This is a genomic window from Bradyrhizobium sp. AZCC 2289 (genome assembly GCF_036924615.1).
Lineage (GTDB): Bacteria > Pseudomonadota > Alphaproteobacteria > Rhizobiales > Xanthobacteraceae > Bradyrhizobium.
On sequence record NZ_JAZHRY010000001.1, the window covers coordinates 8424523 to 8440030 of the forward strand.

Annotated in this window: 13 protein-coding genes; 4 read left to right on the forward strand and 9 right to left on the reverse strand. The window is 61.4% G+C overall.

Features of this window, described 5'->3' with window-relative positions:
- Window positions 1-9: 9 nt before the first annotated feature.
- The 3 genes from fdxA to V1289_RS39560 all read left to right on the forward strand — a co-directional run bounded on the left by fdxA (window position 10) and on the right by V1289_RS39560 (window position 3223).
- Window positions 10-345: a ferredoxin FdxA gene (gene fdxA / locus V1289_RS39550; protein ID WP_334404485.1), complete on the forward strand. Its 336-nt coding sequence runs from the start codon at window positions 10-12 to the stop codon at window positions 343-345.
- 486 nt (window positions 346-831) lie between these two features.
- The gene (locus tag V1289_RS39555) at window positions 832-1425 is read left to right on the forward strand and encodes a QcrA and Rieske domain-containing protein (protein ID WP_334404487.1); all 594 of its coding nucleotides are present in this window, start codon (window positions 832-834) and stop codon (window positions 1423-1425) included.
- A 67-nt stretch (window positions 1426-1492) separates the two neighbouring features.
- Complete coding sequence (locus V1289_RS39560; protein ID WP_334404489.1) at window positions 1493-3223, forward strand: methanol/ethanol family PQQ-dependent dehydrogenase; 1731 nt, start codon at window positions 1493-1495, stop codon at window positions 3221-3223.
- A 114-nt stretch (window positions 3224-3337) separates the two neighbouring features.
- On the opposite strand, the gene V1289_RS39565 is transcribed toward V1289_RS39560, so the two are convergent.
- The 6 genes from V1289_RS39565 to xoxF5 all read right to left on the reverse strand — a co-directional run bounded on the left by V1289_RS39565 (window position 3338) and on the right by xoxF5 (window position 10844).
- Window positions 3338-5656: a xanthine dehydrogenase family protein molybdopterin-binding subunit gene (locus V1289_RS39565; RefSeq protein WP_334404491.1), complete on the reverse strand. Its 2319-nt coding sequence runs from the start codon at window positions 5654-5656 to the stop codon at window positions 3338-3340.
- A 2-nt stretch (window positions 5657-5658) separates the two neighbouring features.
- Complete coding sequence (locus tag V1289_RS39570) at window positions 5659-6111, reverse strand: (2Fe-2S)-binding protein (RefSeq protein ID WP_334404493.1); 453 nt, start codon at window positions 6109-6111, stop codon at window positions 5659-5661.
- A gap of 565 nt (window positions 6112-6676) precedes the next feature.
- Window positions 6677-7246 carry an S-(hydroxymethyl)glutathione synthase gene (gfa, locus tag V1289_RS39575; protein WP_334404495.1) on the reverse strand — a complete coding sequence of 190 codons (570 nt, stop codon included), beginning with the start codon at window positions 7244-7246 and terminating at the stop codon, window positions 6677-6679.
- Between the two features lie 31 nt (window positions 7247-7277).
- Window positions 7278-8387, reverse strand: a complete 1110-nt coding sequence (locus tag V1289_RS39580; protein WP_334404497.1) for an S-(hydroxymethyl)glutathione dehydrogenase/class III alcohol dehydrogenase — start codon at window positions 8385-8387, stop codon at window positions 7278-7280.
- Between the two features lie 61 nt (window positions 8388-8448).
- On the reverse strand, window positions 8449-8964 hold the full coding sequence (locus tag V1289_RS39585) for a c-type cytochrome, methanol metabolism-related (protein WP_334404499.1): 516 nt from the start codon (window positions 8962-8964) through the stop codon (window positions 8449-8451).
- A gap of 74 nt (window positions 8965-9038) precedes the next feature.
- Complete coding sequence (gene xoxF5 / locus V1289_RS39590) at window positions 9039-10844, reverse strand: lanthanide-dependent methanol dehydrogenase XoxF5 (RefSeq protein WP_334404501.1); 1806 nt, start codon at window positions 10842-10844, stop codon at window positions 9039-9041.
- A gap of 412 nt (window positions 10845-11256) precedes the next feature.
- Here xoxF5 and V1289_RS39595 point away from each other — a divergent pair, with 412 nt between their 5' ends.
- Window positions 11257-12225 (forward strand): helix-turn-helix domain-containing protein, encoded by a 969-nt coding sequence (locus V1289_RS39595; protein ID WP_334404503.1) that lies wholly within the window; start codon window positions 11257-11259, stop codon window positions 12223-12225.
- Window positions 12226-12301: 76 nt separating this feature from the next.
- Here V1289_RS39595 and V1289_RS39600 read toward each other — a convergent pair whose 3' ends face one another.
- The 3 genes from V1289_RS39600 to V1289_RS39610 are packed head-to-tail and all read right to left on the reverse strand — an operon-like array spanning window position 12302 to window position 15265.
- Window positions 12302-13234, reverse strand: coding sequence for a substrate-binding periplasmic protein (locus tag V1289_RS39600; protein WP_334404505.1), 933 nt, complete (start codon window positions 13232-13234; stop codon window positions 12302-12304).
- Window positions 13231-13581, reverse strand: a complete 351-nt coding sequence (locus V1289_RS39605) for a c-type cytochrome (RefSeq protein WP_334404507.1) — start codon at window positions 13579-13581, stop codon at window positions 13231-13233. Before V1289_RS39605 ends, V1289_RS39600 begins: the two co-directional genes overlap by 4 nt.
- Window positions 13582-13594: 13 nt before the next feature.
- Window positions 13595-15265, reverse strand: a complete 1671-nt coding sequence (locus V1289_RS39610; RefSeq protein ID WP_334404509.1) for a methanol/ethanol family PQQ-dependent dehydrogenase — start codon at window positions 15263-15265, stop codon at window positions 13595-13597.
- Between the last annotated feature and the right edge of the window lie 243 nt (window positions 15266-15508).

Below are 15508 nucleotides of genomic sequence, written 5' to 3' on the forward strand. Positions count from 1 at the left end.
GAGCGCCAGATGACGTATGTCGTCACCGAAGCCTGCATCAAGTGCAAATACACCGACTGCGTCGAGGTATGTCCCGTCGATTGTTTCTACGAGGGGGACAACATGCTGGTGATACACCCCGACGAATGCATCGATTGCGGCGTCTGTGAACCCGAATGTCCGGCGGATGCGATCAAGCCCGACACCGAGCCGGGGCTGGAAAAATGGCTGGCGCTAAACGCCAGATTTGCCGTGGTCTGGCCCAATATCTCCGACAAGAAAGAGGCGCTCTCCGACGCCGAGGATTTTGAAGGCGTGGAAGGCAAGTTCGAAAAGTTTTTCAGCGAGGCCGCGGGTTCACAGTGAGACCGCTACGGCGTTACGGATCGAAAAAGACAAACCGGAAAGCCGAGCCCTTCGATATCACCCGCCCGACGGTTAGTGCCGGAAAAATGAACCTCATGTGTTGCTGATGCCAAGGACGGGTGAGGCGCCCTAGCGTCTGACATGGTGGCGCACGAAGCGCGTCGACGTTAACTTCCCGATGCTTAAAAGGTTCCACAACAAACCCTGACCGATACGCATTCGGGCCGCGCTTTCCTGTAACGCGCCGCGCGTGCATTCGGGCTGATCTGCGAAATGTGCATGACGTCATTTTCTGGGGTATGATTTGATTGGAGCGGAAATCGTATTCTTGCTAAGGTTGCATCATCGGAAAATTGCAGGTCGCGTGACAAAAATCGTCCGTCGCCTCTTTTTGGCCGAGTTCGACCGTTCAGCTTGAGTCATCTCTAAATCCGGTCACGCACTGCAGCACCGGCGGCAGGCATCAGTGCAGAACGCGAGACGGCGATGTCATCGTCTTCTGATCAGACACGGCGCACGGTGATCCTGGCGGCCCTCGCCACGGCGGCGGGCGCGGCGGCGCCCCCATCGGCCCGTGCCGACGAGGATCAGCCCGGCAGCGACGAGCGACCTCAAAAAGCCGACGTCCTGGTTTTCGCCGAAGGAGAACGTGCCGGCGAAGTCATCAAGCCGGAGGATCTGAAGCTCGGCGGTCCGCCGGTGCGCGCCTGGCCAAAGGATCCAAAAACCTCCGTCGTCCGCAAGGGTTCCCGGTTGAACGAGGTGCTGATCATCAGGCTCGATCCGGCCGAACTCGATGACGAGACGCGCGCGCGGTTTGCCGACGGCGTCGTTGCGTATTCGGATACGTGCACCCACGCCGGATGTCCCGTCACCGGCTGGGTTAAGGGGGCGACGGGCGACAAGAACGTTTTCAAATGCTTCTGTCACAATTCCGAATTTGATCCGCGACAAAGCGCGCAAGTCGTATTCGGACCGGCGCCCCGGCGTCTGGCGGCGCTTCCGCTGGCTGTCGCCGACGGCGCGCTCACGGTAGCTGCAACATTTGTTGGAAAGGTAGGCGTACAACAGGCGGGGTGACGGCATCCCGCATCGGATTCCGCACGGGACTGAAACAAGTGAAAAAACAAACAGGGAGGTAGCGTCCATGACCACGAAGCAATGGCTATTATCTGGCTCTGTCGCGTTTACATGCCTTATCGCAACCGCCGCCGGTGCCGCCCCGATCGAGAATTACAGCCCGGTGACATCGGCCCGCCTCGAAAATCCCGAACCCGGCAACTGGATGCTCTATCGCCGGACCTATGACGGGCAGGGCTACAGCCCGCTCGACCAGATCAACACCACCAACGTCAAAAGCATGACGCCGGTATGGACCTTCTCCACCGGAGTGGTCGAAGGCCACGAGGCGCCGCCGATCGTCAACAATGGCGTGATGTTCGTCGCGACCCCGATGGGGCAGGTGATCGCCATCAACGCCAAGACCGGCGACGAGTACTGGCGCTACAAACGCCAGCTTCCCGACGACCTCTTCCAATTGCATCCGACCAGCCGCGGCGTTGGCTTGTGGCAGGACAAGCTGTACCTCGCCACGACCGACGATCATGTCGTGGCGCTCGATGCCAAGACCGGCAAGGTTCTCTGGGACACCAAGGTCCAGGACTACAAGAAGGGTCAGTATCTGACCCTGATGCCGCTGGTCGTCGACGGCAAGGTCATCGTCGGCGGTTCCGGCGGCGAATTCGGCGTGCGCGGCTATGTCGTCGCGTTCGACGCCAATGACGGCAAGGAACTGTGGCGGACCTTCACCATTCCCGGCGAAGGCGAGCCCGGCCACGACACCTGGAGCGGCGACGACTGGAAGACGGGTGGCGGATCGGCGTGGATGACGGGCAATTACGACACCGACACCAAGACCATCTATTGGGGCGTCGGAAACGCTGCGCCCTGGCCGGGCTCAACGCACCCGGGCGACAACCTCTACACAAGTTCGGTGCTCGGACTGGATCCCAACACCGGGAAGATCAAAGCCTACCACCAGTACCATCAAAACGATTCCTGGGACTGGGACGAGGTGGAGGCGCCGATGCTGATCGACCTGCAACGGGATGGCCGCTCCTTCAAGAGCCTCATTCATCCCGGGCGCGACGCGATCTTCTGGGTGCTGGAACGCCAGGCGGACAAGATCAACTATGTCGCCGGCTGGCCCTTCGTTCAAACCGACGTCTGGAAAGGCATCGAGGCCGAGACCGGCAAGCCGATCGTCGATCCCGCGCATAAGCCGGTCATGGGTACGCGGGTCGAGTTCTGCCCGTCATTGTGGGGCGGCAAGGATTGGCCGTCGGCGGCGTATAGCCAGAAGACCCGCTTCGTCTACGTTCCCGCCAACGAGAACTTCTGCGGCGGTTTTACCGGCGAGAAGGTGCCGCTCGTTCCCGGCCAGCTTTGGCTTGGGACCAAGCCGGAGGATATCGGCCTGAAGGTGAAGCCCGGCGCCGATCATTACGGTGAACTGCAGGCATGGGATCCGGCGACCGGAAAGAAGGTCTGGCAACAGAACTACCCCAAATCGCAGCTGTTCGGCTCAGTGACGGCGACCGCCGGCGATCTCGTTCTGGTCGGTGGCACGAACGACCGGATGTTCCGCGCCTATCATGCCAAGACCGGCGAATTGCTGTGGGAGCAGAAGACCAACTCCGGAATCATGGGCATGCCGGTCGCCTATGAGGTGGACGGTACGGAATACATCGCGGTCCAGTCGGGCTGGGGTGTCGACGCGCAGCGTATCCAGGACGCATTGGCGACCACCAATAATATCGGCGTCGAGAATAACGTGCCGCAGGGCGGCGTTGTCTGGGTGTTCGCAGTCAAGAAGTAATCTGCGGATCGAAGCTGCCCTGGGGTAGGAACCAAGGCGGAAAGAAAAGGGCGGCGGACAAAGTGTTCGCCGCCCTTTTTTGATTGACGCGCCCGCCAGGCGCGCGATGTCGTCTCACGCCTCCAGTTGTTTGCCGATCGGCAAGCTTCGGATGCGTTTTCCGGTGGCGGCAAAGATGGCGTTGATCAACGCCGGTGCGAACGGCGGCACGCCCGGTTCGCCGACGCCGCTCGGCGGGGTATCGGGGCCGGGCGGCACGATGTAGACGTTGGTCACCAGCGGCGACTCGTCCATCCGGATCACAGGGAAGGTATCGTAATTGCCCTGCTGCACCTTGCCGTCCTTGAAGGTGATCTCGCCGTATTTGGCGAGACTGAGGCCCATGATCGCGGCGCCCTCGATCTGGGATTCGATGCGTTCCGGATTGACGTAGGTTCCGCAATCGATCGCGGTATCGACCCGCGGCACTGTGAGCTTGCCCTTGGCGTCAACGGCGACCTCGACAATGGTCGCGATATAGCTGACGAAGCTGCGGTGCACGGCAATGCCGAGCCCGCTGCCCTTGGGCACCGACCGTCCCCAGCCGCCCTTGTCGGCGACGAGTTCGACCACTTTGCGCAGGCGCGCGGTGTCGATCGGATAGCTGTCGTAGGGCTCGCCATAGTTCCAGGGATCTTTCACCGAGGCGAGACTGACGATCCGCGGCGAGCCGATCAGTTCCAGCAGCATATCCTTTTGGTCGCGGTTGGTGGCGTGCGCCAGCTCGCCGACCATGGATTGGACCGCAAACGCGCGCGGGATATTCGACACCGAGCGGAACCAGCCGATCCGGGTATGCGCGGCGGCTTCCGGATTTTCGCACTGGATGTTGGCGATCTCGAACGGCATGTCGATCAACCCCATGCCGAGTTCGAAGGCAGCCTCGTGCACCGTGTTGGCTGCGAAGGTTGAGGCGATGGACGGCGCAACGCTGCGGTGGCGCCAGGCGATCACCTTGCCGTTCTTGTCGAGGCCGGCCTCGATACGTTCGACCGAGACAGTATGGAGGAAGCCGTGATGAATGTCGTCGTCCCGCGTCCATTGCACCATGACCGGTGCGCCGAGCGCCTTCGAGAGCAGGGCTGCCTCGAGCGCGAAATCGCATTTCGATTTGCGCCCGAATCCGCCACCCAGCAGGGTGACGTTGACGGTCACCTTGTCTTCGGGGATTCCCAGCGTCTTGGCGACGTCCTCGCGCGTGCCGCCAGCGCTTTGCACGGGCGCCCAGATATCGGCCTTGCCATCCCTGACGTCGGCGACCGCGACCGGGGGCTCCATCGTCACATGCGCGAGGTGGGGCAGGTAATACTCGCCGACAATGACCTTGTCGGCGGTTTTCAGCGCGGCATCGACGTCGCCTTCCTTGCGCACGACCAAACCGGGTTTGCGCGCGGCTGCCTCGAGTTCGGCCCGATAGGCCACCGACTCGTACTTGCCGTTGGCTCCGTCGTCCCAGACGATCTTCAGCGCGTCGCGTCCCTTGATCGCCGCACCGGTGTTGCGCGCGATCACCGCGACGCCGCCGAGCGGCTGGAATTTGGACGGCCAGGGCCAGCCCTGCACCTCCATGACCTTCTCGACGCCGGAGACCTTCATCGCATCCGTTGCGTCAAAGGACACGAGCTTGCCGCCGGTTACCGGCGGTCGCGCGATCACGGCATACTTCATGCCGGGAAGGCGGGTGTCGCTGCCGTAATGCGCCTTTCCGGTCGTAATGTCGCGAAGGTCGACGATGCCGATCTGGCCTTTGCCGAGATAGCGGAAATCCTTCGGGTCTTTCAGCTTCAAACCTTCGAGGCTCGGCACCGCTTCCTTGGCGGCGTCGGCCGCCAGATCGCCGAATCCGAGGTGGCGGCCACTGGCCGAATGGACCACCTCATGATTGGTGGCCTTGACCTCGGTTACCGGCACGCCCCAGCGCTTGGCGGCGGCGGCTTCAAGCATGGTGCGCGCCGACGCGCCTATCTGGCGCATCGGCATCAGATAGTGCCGCGTGCTGCGCGAGCCGTCGGTATCCTGATTGCCGAATTTGACTTCGTCGCCGTGCGCCTGAGCTACCTTGACGCGCGACCAATCGGCATCCATTTCCTCGGCCACGATCAACGGCAGGCTGGTCCGGACACCGGTTCCCATTTCGGCGCGGTGCGCCACGATGGTCACGATTCCATCCGGGGCGATGGCCACGAAGACGCGCGGGTCGACCACGGTGCCGTGCGGCATCTTGTCGGCGCCGGTTTTGTAGGCCGCGAAGGCCTGACGTGACGTGACGGGTGCCGCCAGCACCAGTCCGCCGGCAATGCCGAGGCCTTTGAGAATGCTGCGGCGGGAGATTTTTTCGACCTTGATGTGGCGCTCGAAGCCACGAAGCTTTTCGGGATTTGTGAGGATGTTCATGATCAGACCCCCGTAGACGCAAGATGCACCGCGTTTTCGATGCGCTGGTAACAGCCGCAGCGGCAGATGTTGCCCGCCATCGCTTCGCGTATCTGGTCGTGGTTGGGTTTCGGATTGTCCATCAGCAGTGCCGCGGCCTGCATGATCTGGCCGGCCTGGCAATAACCGCATTGCGGGACATTGAGCTGACGCCAGGCTTTTTGAACCGCGTGATCGCCGGTGGGGTGAAGGCCTTCAATCGTGGTCACTTCGCGGCCGACCACGTCGGAAACCGAGGTGATGCAGGCGCGCACGGCCTGCTTGTCGACGATGACCGTGCAAGAGCCGCAGAGCGCCTCGCCGCAGCCGTATTTGGTGCCCGTCAATCCGGCTTCGTCGCGGAGAAACCAGAGTAATGGAAGATCCGGGTCGCCGTCCCAGGTTCGTTCCTCGCCGTTAATCTTCATCTTGATCATGATCGTTCCTCGCTCTTCATAAGCTGCCGATGTTTCTTCGGCGTGAGCGAGAACATATTTCCTTGCCGCTCAGCGCCTTGGCCATGAGTCTTCTCGCAATGAGTTTTCTCGCAGTGAGTCTGCTCGCATGATCCGTCGGCTTGGGTTTTTGGGTCGGGCGTCATCCTCCTGTCTTGATTTTTACTTTTTCAAGGGGCGCGCGCCTGGCGCGACCGACGTGCGCGGACACTACCAGAAAACTGGCGAAATCGACTTCACAACGCGTTGTCTTGCATGTGTATTTTGCGAAAGCCGGGCTGTTGTCGCGGAGGCGCGGCTATGGTCAGCGGACCTTACACTCCGGTGCGAGATGAGTTCTTGCCATCGCAACTTGCGCCCGGGAAGCTTCCGTTCGCACAATCGGGTTTTATTTTACGGGCCGCCAATGGCGCAGGGCAGATATTGGGCACATGCGACATCATCGTCGAGAATCGCCCCTGGCGGATCTCGCGAAGGCGTTGTTTGAATTGGTCGCGACTCCGCCGGTGGTGGTGCCCACCACCGGCAGTCGCACGCGGTCGTCCGGTCAGGCCGCCATGGCTCGCGATTTCGCCACGTGGGTGGCGATCGCATCCATCAGCGCCGGAGACAGGCAATCATAGGGCTCGAGCCCGAGTTCCTTCAGGCGTGATCTGATGCCCGGCATCTCCGACGGGCTGACGCCCGACTCGATCACCGACGACACGAACGCCGCAAACCCCGGTGCCGCCGAGCCGCTTTCCTGGAACAGTTCGGGGTGGATGAAGTCGAGGCCGTAGAAGGGATGGCCCTTGTTCTCGATGCGGCCGTACATATGCGTGCCGCAGGCCTTGCAGGCGTGCCGCTGGATAGCCGCCGACGCATCGACGATCTGCAGCTTGTCGCCGTTTTCCAGCACGGTCACGTTCTCGCGCGGCACGACGGCGACCACCGAGAAGGTCGCCCCTTCGGGCTTCCAGCATTTGGTGCAGCCGCAGGCGTGGTTGTGGGCGACATCGCCCTTGATGCCGACCTTGACCGGCCTGTCCTGGCATTTGCAGACAAGGGTTCCGCCGGCAAAGCTGCCAGTACCCTTCGTTACACCGCTGTCAACGGATGGGTGGATATGAACAGTCATAGGCCTCTCCTCCTTGTTTGGACGTTTGGGTTTAGAATACGACGACCGATCGGATCGACTTGCCCTCGTGCATCAAGTCGAATCCCTCGTTGATCTCCTCCAGCTTGAGAGTGTGGGTGATCATCGGATCGATCTGGATCTTGCCGTTCATGTACCAGTCGACGATCTTCGGCACGTCGGTGCGGCCACGGGCGCCGCCGAACGCGGTGCCCTTCCACACCCGGCCGGTCACGAGCTGGAACGGCCGGGTGGCGATCTCCTTGCCGGATTCCGCCACGCCGATCACCACCGAGACGCCCCAGCCGCGATGGCACGCCTCGAGCGCCTGGCGCATCACGGTGGTATTGCCGGTGCAGTCGAAGGTGTAGTCGGCGCCGCCATCCGTGAGCGTCACCAGGTGCTGGACGATGTCGCCCTCGACCTTTTTCGGATTGACGAAGTGCGTCATGCCGAACTGGCGGCCCCAATTATCCTTGGAATCGTTGATGTCGACGCCGATGATCTTGTCGGCACCCACCATCCTGGCGCCCTGAATGACGTTGAGTCCGATTCCGCCGAGCCCGAACACGATCACATTCGAACCGGGCGTGACCTTGGCGGTGTTGACCACGGCGCCGACGCCGGTCGTCACGCCGCAGCCGATGTAGCAGCTCTTGTCGAAGGGAGCGTCTTCGCGGATTTTCGCCACCGCGATTTCCGGCAGCACGGTGAAGTTCGAAAACGTCGAGCAGCCCATATAGTGGAAGACGGTCTCACCCTTGTATTTGAAGCGCGAGGTGCCGTCGGGCATCAGCCCCTTGCCCTGGGTGGCGCGGATCGCGGTGCAGAGGTTGGTCTTCTGGCTCAGGCAGCTTTTGCACTGGCGGCATTCGGGCGTGTAAAGCGGGATCACGTGATCGCCCGGCTTCACCGAAATCACGCCCGCACCAACCTCGCGAACGATACCGGCGCCTTCATGGCCGAGGATCGAAGGAAAGATTCCTTCGCTGTCGAAGCCGTCGAGCGTGTAGGCGTCGGTGTGGCAGATTCCGGTCGCCTTGATTTCGACAAGGACTTCACCGGCCTTCGGGCCGTCCAGATCAAGCTCGACGATTTCGAGCGGCTTCTTTGCCGCAAAGGCGACGGCGGCGCGTGTCTTCATCGTAGTATCTCCAAACCGTAAAACATGTCGTTATCCGCACTTCGATCCGTCCCTGGCACGTTCAGTGGCCCATGCACGAATTTTCCGCCTTGGTATAGGCCTCGGTCTTGTCTTCGTGCTTCGCCGGACGCACGCGTCCGACGGCATCATTGGCGCGGGCCCGCAGATAAACGTAGAGGTCATCCATGTAGCAGGCGACATTTGGATTATCGCCGAACGCGGGCATCACGTTCTCCTGCGACGAGGTGACGTTCTTGCGGCCGCTTGCGACCACGCCGAGAAAGTCGGCATAGCTCATGGTCTTGAGCGAGTCCTTCAATGCCGGCGCGTAGGTCGATCCCATTCCGTCAGGGCCGTGGCAGACGTGGCATTCCGAATGATAACGGCGGTAGCCGGAATAGGTGTACCAGTCCACGGTGCCGTCGGCGGCGACCTTGAAGGTCGGGTTGCCTTCCTTGTCCAGATATTTGCCGTCCTCGGATTTGACGGCGGTCGGATCCGCCGCGTCTTCGGCGAAGACAGTATTTCCTGATGCCACGAGGATGATCGCAGCAGCCACAAACCGGATGTTACGCAAGAGCTTGTCCTCGATGTCAGATGGAGACGAACCGGCGCATGGGAAACCACCCATGCGCCGGAACGAGGTTCAGCTCACTGCGGCAGCGCGAACACCGTCAGGGCTCCGCCGAGCGCGGTGTAGTTGCTCAGCGCAGCGTAACCACCGACGGCACCGAGGCCCGCGGTCGGATCGGTCAGACCGGCCGCAAGGCCGATACCCGCCCAGCCGCCGACGCCGGACAGCACGGCCACATACTGCCGTCCGCCCTGCTCATAGGTCGTGACGTTGCCGATGATCCCGGACGGGGTCTTGAACTTGTACAGTTCCTTGCCCGTCTTGGCATCGACCGCCTTCAGGTAGCCTTCCAGCGTGCCGTAGAACACGACGCCACCGGCGGTCGCAAGCGCTCCCGACCAGACCGAGAACTGCTCCTTGTTCGACCACGCGATCTTGCCGGTCTTGCCATCCCAAGCAATGAAGTTGCCCATGTTGGTCTCGCCGGGAGGCGGATACATCGACAGCGTCGCCCCGACATAGGGCTGGCCGGCGGTGTAGCTCACCTTGAACGGCTCATAGTCCATGCAGACGTGGTTGGTCGGCACGTAGAACAGCTGGGTGTCCGGAGAGTAGGCTGCCGGCTGCTCGTCCTTGGAGCCGAGCGCGGCCGGGCAGATACCCTTGTTGTTGTGGTCCTCGCCCTGCTTGTCGGTCGAGTACGCATCGACAACCTTCGGACGGCCGTAGGTCGGCGAGTTCTTGTCCATGTCGACGCCGGAGGTCCAGTTGACCTTCGGATCGTACTTGTCGGCAACCAGCAATTCGCCGGTGGCGCGGTCGAGCGTATAGCCGAGGCCGTTACGATCGAAATGCGTCAGCAGCTTGCGCGGCGCGCCGCCGACCGCCTGATCGCTCAGGATCATCTCGTTGACGCCGTCATAATCCCATTCGTCATGGGGCGTCATCTGATAGACCCACTTGGCCATGCCGCTGTCCGGATCACGTGCCCAGATCGTCATCGACCATTTGTTGTCGCCGGGACGCTGTTTCGGATTCCAGGTCGAGGGATTGCCCGATCCGTAATAGACCAGGTTGAGCGCGGGATCGTAGGAGGTCCAGCCCCAGGTGGCGCCGCCACCGATCTTCCACTGATCGCCTTGCCAGGTCTTCAGGCTGGAATCCTTGCCGACCGGCTTGCCGAGTGCGGTGGTCTTCTCGGGGTCGACCAGGATCTGGTCATCCGGTCCTTCCGAGAACGCCCGCCAGACCTGCTTGCCGGTCTTGATGTCGTAGGCGGTCATATGCGCCTGGACGCCGAACTCACCGCCGGAAATCCCGACCAGCACCTTGTCCTTGACCACCATCGGCGCCGAGGTTCCGGTCTCGCCCTTGCTGGGATCGCCGTTCTTGGCGGTCCATACCACCTGGCCGGTCTTGGCATCCAGCGCAACCAGCGTGGTGTCGGCCTGATGCAGGAAGATCTTGCCGTCGCCATAGGCGACGCCACGGTTGACCGTGTCGCAGCACATCACCGGGATGACGTTCGGATCTTGTTTCGGTTCGTACTTCCAGATGATCTGGTTGTCCTTGGAAAGGTCAAGAGCATAGACCTTGTTGGGGAACGGGGTGTGGACGTACATCATGTTGCCGATGATCAGCGGTCCGCCTTCGTGGCCGCGCAGCACGCCGGTCGAGAAGGTCCAGGCGACCTGCAGCTTGCCGACATTGGCCGCGTTGATCTGGTTGAGCTTGGAGTAACGCGTATTGGCGTAGTCACCCGTCGGCATGACCCAGCCCTTGGGGTCCTGCGACATCTTGTTGAGTTCTTCGTTGGCTGTAGCGCTTCCTGCGGCGAACGCCGCCATCGCGCCAAGACCGGTCGCAAATAGCACCTTGCGCATCGTCAAATCCTCCCATTTATGAGCTGTGGGTTTCCGCGGAGCGGCCCAGTTCTTCTATTTTCTTGGTTCATATCCCTATCCCGTTCGAAAACGGGAAACTTGCCCAAGAGCGAAGCCGGTTTGCTCGTAAGCGAAACCAGACGAACTATTTAGCTTTCGGCTATGGATTTTGCTGGCGGCGCCTCCACCCCGCGCGATGCGGCAGCGTTCTGGAGCGTGCTCCAAACGCGCAACCCGCGGTTAGGTTCCCCTTGACGGGGCCGAAACTAAGTCGGAGGATTATCAAATGGATACCGGGACGGAATCTGCTCAAACCCCAAGACCGCTTTAAATATTGAGATAAATGACGCTTCACCGTGATCGCGCTCATGTGGCGCGCCTCACGTTCTGATCTCGAATCGGTGGCTGGCTAATGTCTGATACAGTCCGTTCACTCAGCACCTCCGGATTGGCGCCGAAGCAGCAGATCCAATGTTGGACAGATGCGCTGACCGATCTTTGCGGTCACTTCGACGTCGATCCGATGGAGGCGTCGTCGTTCGAAGGACGGGTCAACTATACGACCGTTTCGAAGTTGAAGCTCTGTCAGATCGAGGCTAGCCAGCACCGGATCGCGCATACCATTTCGCGGGCACGCTTAAGCGAACATCCCTACGTCAAGATCCTGTTCCAGACCCACGGAATTTCCTACTTCGAACAGAATGGCCGCCACATCGTGGTGATGCCGGGCGATTGCCTCGCCTACGATGTATCCTGCCCGCATACCATCGTCAGTCCGGCCCACACGCGGCATGAAGTCGTCATCGTGCCGAAGGAGCTGCTGCTGGAGCGCGGCTTCCGTTTGTCGAAGATGTCGGCGTGCAAGCTTTCGGCGCGCACCGGCACCGGCCGCATTGCCCATGACTTCGTGCATGCCGTGTTCGACGAGGCGACCAAGCTGTCACCGAACAACGCCGCCGGCGTCGCCGATTCGCTGATCGATCTGCTGCTGTTGCCGCTGCGCGAGGCCGACACGATGTTCGATCGTGTCGGTCCCGAGGCGATGTATGTGCGGGCGCAGGGCTTCATCCGCGAACATCTGCGCGATCCGGATCTGACCATCGATCAGATATCCGCGGCCCTGGGCTGCACCAAGCGCTACCTGCACATGCTGTTCAGCGACCGCGGCATGACCGTCAGCGATTATATCTGGCAGACAAGGCTGCAGAACTGCCGCCACGAGCTGGAGACGCAGGCCGGAAAGACGATCACGGACGTGGCATTCTCCTGGGGCTTTTCGAGCTCATCCCATTTCAGCCGCGTCTTCCGCAAATATTTTGGATTTGTTCCCTCTGCCATCCACAAGGCGCAGCACGCCGGCCTGTCGCCGGAAGTTCCCTAGGGAACGGGATATCCGCTCCGCGTGCATGAGGTTTGCGGCAACCGCCGCGCCGTAGAATGCCGCGACTAATCCGCCCTCACTTCTGAAGTATCTTCAGCCAGACATCGCCGAGAATGATCGGCTCGCGGGGGGCGAGGTAGGTGAGGCCCGCCGTCCGGCCAAACTCAGCGATGGTTCCTGTGCCCTGCAAATCGGAAAGCGCCTTGTTGACCTCGGCAAGCAGAGTGGGGTCGCTGGCGAGGCCGACATAGCCACGATTGACGCCGATTGGATAATAATATCCGGAGCCGACAAGTTTGGTCTCGGGATGCGCGGCGCGATAGGCGTCGAACCGGCGCAAGTCGAGCATGGTCGCATCGAAGTCACCGCGGTCGGCGGCGCCGAGCAGGTCGTCGCGGCCCGGGACCAGATGCGTGATGTCGTCGATCAGTCGTCCGTTGTCGAACGTCATCAGGATGGCGTCGCCGAGCGTTCCGCTTTCGATGGCGATGCGAAGTCCGGCAAGGTCGCCGACATCAGCGATTCTGCGGTCGCGCGCCTTGGGACCAAGGACGACCGTCAGCGGCGAATAGACATAGGGCTGGCTTGGCGCGAGCACGCCGATCGGAATCCGCCGCTTGCGATCGGGCGGGGTGATGCCCTCGAAATCGGGTAGCTTTGCGGTCTTGACGCCGGGCGCCACCAGCGAGTCCCTGGTGAAGGCATAGCTGCCGACCAGCGCGCAGCGGCCGTCCGAGAGCAGCGCATTGGCTTCGAGCGCCGGGCTCGAATCCTCGTCAAGCTTGCTTTCGAACCACTGTATTTTGAGCGGCCGGCCGAGCCGGTCCGCAATCGCCTGGGCGAGCGCGACATCGAACCCGCTGTCGGGTTGGCCGCGATGATGCGCCGAAAGCGGAGGCAGGTCTTCGTCGAGACAGACTTTCAACGGCTCATCGGCTGCGCGTGCGGCCGTCATGGCCGTCACGCTAAGCAGAAGCACCGCTGCAGATGCCGCAAGCCAGGCCCTCATGGATTCCTCCGGCTCGCTACAAAGGCCCAGATACCGGCGATCTGGTCTTCGCTCAGAATATCGCCCCAAGGCGGCATCTTACCATTCTTGCCCTGTTTGACCGTGGTGACGAAGCGCATCCTGTCGTCCGGAAATGTGCGCAAGTCCGGCGTGATCGTGCCGGAGTTGACCATATTGGGGCCATGGCAGTGCGAGCAATTCTGGGCATAGGTTCTCTTGCCCAGATCGATTTGTGCCTGATCGCCGCCTGCCTGTTGTGCGGCAACCGGCATCGTCATTTGCGCGACAGCAGTCGCCGCGACGGCGGCGAAATACGCCACCGTCCGCTTGGATACTCTCTTCGTCACGTGCGATCCGCGCTCAGTTCTTGACCGCGAAGACCCACAATGACCCGCCGGTCGGCACCTTGGCCAGCCGTTCGTCGCCGGAGAACAGCGAATAGACGCCGCCGTAGCCGCTGGAGACCGCGACATACTGCACACCGTCCTGCTGCCAGGTCACCGGCTGTCCTTCGATGCCGGAACCGGTCTGGAAGCTCCACAGCTTCTTACCGCTGTCGGCGTCGAAGGCTTCAAATTCGCCGGTCAGCTGACCGGAGAACACGACTCCGCCGGCCGTCGACATCACGCCCGAGAAACGCGGGATCGCGCTCGGCGCTTCCCACTTGGTTTTTCCCGTCATGGGATCGATGGCCTTGAGGTGGCCGCGCGGTTCATCGCCTTGCGGCCAGTCCCACAGATCGGTCAGATCCATGCCGAGATACCATTCGCCGGCCTTGTAGGTGACGGGTTCGGTCTTGTAGTGGCCGCCGAAGGCCAGCGTATTGGCGTAGGCGAGGCCGGTCTGCGGATTGAACGACATCGGTTCCCAATTCTTGCCGCCGAGGATCGACGGATACACCACGACCTTCTTGCCGTCGCGCGCATCCTTCGTGACATCCGTCTCGATCGGGCGGCCGGTCTTCATGTCGATGCCGGAAGCCCAATTGACCTTCACATATGGATTAGCCGCGAGCAGTTTTCCGTTGGTGCGGTCGAGCACGTAGAAGAAGCCGTTGCGATTGGCATCCATCAGCACCTTGGTCGGTTTGCCCTCGATGGTCATGTCGGCGAGCACCATCTCGGCGACCGCGTCGTAGTCGAACGGATTGTTCGGCGAGAACTGATAGTGCCATTTGGTCTTGCCGGTCTTCGGGTCGAGCGCGAGGACGGAGCAGGTGAAGAGGTTGTCACCGGGACGTACCGCCGAATTGAACGGTCCGGGATTACCGATGCCCCAATAGACCGTGTTCAGCTCCGGATCGTAGGAGCCGGTGATCCAGGTCGATCCGCCGCCGAGTTTCCAGGTGTCGCCCTTCCAGGTGTCGCCGCCGGGTTCATCCGGACTAGGAATCGTATGGGTACGCCACAGATGCTTGCCCGTCGCCGGATCCCATCCGTCGATGAAGCCGCGGGTGCCGAACTCCGCGCCGGAGATGCCGGTCAGGATGACGCCGTCGGCGACCAGCGGCGCCACCGTCATCGAATAGCCTTCCTTGATCTCGGCCGCTTTCTGACGCCAGAGCTCCTTGCCGGTCTTGGCGTCGAGCGCGATGACATTGGCGTCGAGCGTGGTGCGGAATAGTTTGCCATCGAAAATGGCGGCGCCGCGGTTGATGATGCCGCAACATGTGAGGCGCGGTGTCTCCGGTGGATACTCGACCTTGGTCTTCCAGATCTGCTTGCCGGTCTTGACGTCGACCGCCATCGTGGCGGCGTGGGTGGTGACGTAGAGAACGCCCTGATAAACCAGCGGCTGCGACTCCTCGCTGCGGTCATCGGCGTAACTGTAGTTCCAGACCGGAACGAGATTCTTGGCGTTATCCTTGTTGATCTGCGTCAGCGGACTGTACCGCTGCAGATTATAGCCCATGCCGTAGTTGAGGACGTTCGCCGTATCGGTCGCACCCTTGATCAATTGATCTGACGTCTGAGCGTTCGCCCCGAATGGCGCGAATATGACAAGGCTGGCGACAAGCGCGAGGCGTTTCATTTGTTACCTCCCAATAATTTTTTTGCGCGCCTATGCTGACGCTGCGCGCCAACAATCTTCCCGAAAGGTGAAAGCGTCAATACGCAAGCGAAAGCGAAATGCGATTGCAACCCGATGTGGGATACCAGATTGCTGGTACAACCTGCGGTACTCGGAGGCTTTTGCTCCGCGAGCACAGGATCAGGCCCACTCCGGCCACCCAACAATATTTGGGTTGCTTATGGGACTCGCGACTGATTCGCG

What these genes read in the sequence shown, in the direction of transcription:
- fdxA (WP_334404485.1), top strand. Translation starts at nt 10, where the DNA reads ATGACGTATGTCGTCACCGAAGCCTGCATCAAGTGCAAATACACCGAC.
- V1289_RS39555 (WP_334404487.1), top strand. Translation starts at nt 832, where the DNA reads ATGTCATCGTCTTCTGATCAGACACGGCGCACGGTGATCCTGGCGGCC.
- V1289_RS39560 (WP_334404489.1), top strand. Translation starts at nt 1,493, where the DNA reads ATGACCACGAAGCAATGGCTATTATCTGGCTCTGTCGCGTTTACATGC.
- V1289_RS39565 (WP_334404491.1), bottom strand. Translation starts at nt 5,656, where the DNA reads ATGAACATCCTCACAAATCCCGAAAAGCTTCGTGGCTTCGAGCGCCAC.
- V1289_RS39570 (WP_334404493.1), bottom strand. Translation starts at nt 6,111, where the DNA reads ATGATCAAGATGAAGATTAACGGCGAGGAACGAACCTGGGACGGCGAC.
- gfa (WP_334404495.1), bottom strand. Translation starts at nt 7,246, where the DNA reads ATGACTGTTCATATCCACCCATCCGTTGACAGCGGTGTAACGAAGGGT.
- V1289_RS39580 (WP_334404497.1), bottom strand. Translation starts at nt 8,387, where the DNA reads ATGAAGACACGCGCCGCCGTCGCCTTTGCGGCAAAGAAGCCGCTCGAA.
- xoxF5 (WP_334404501.1), bottom strand. Translation starts at nt 10,844, where the DNA reads ATGCGCAAGGTGCTATTTGCGACCGGTCTTGGCGCGATGGCGGCGTTC.
- V1289_RS39595 (WP_334404503.1), top strand. Translation starts at nt 11,257, where the DNA reads ATGTCTGATACAGTCCGTTCACTCAGCACCTCCGGATTGGCGCCGAAG.
- V1289_RS39600 (WP_334404505.1), bottom strand. Translation starts at nt 13,234, where the DNA reads ATGAGGGCCTGGCTTGCGGCATCTGCAGCGGTGCTTCTGCTTAGCGTG.
- V1289_RS39610 (WP_334404509.1), bottom strand. Translation starts at nt 15,265, where the DNA reads ATGAAACGCCTCGCGCTTGTCGCCAGCCTTGTCATATTCGCGCCATTC.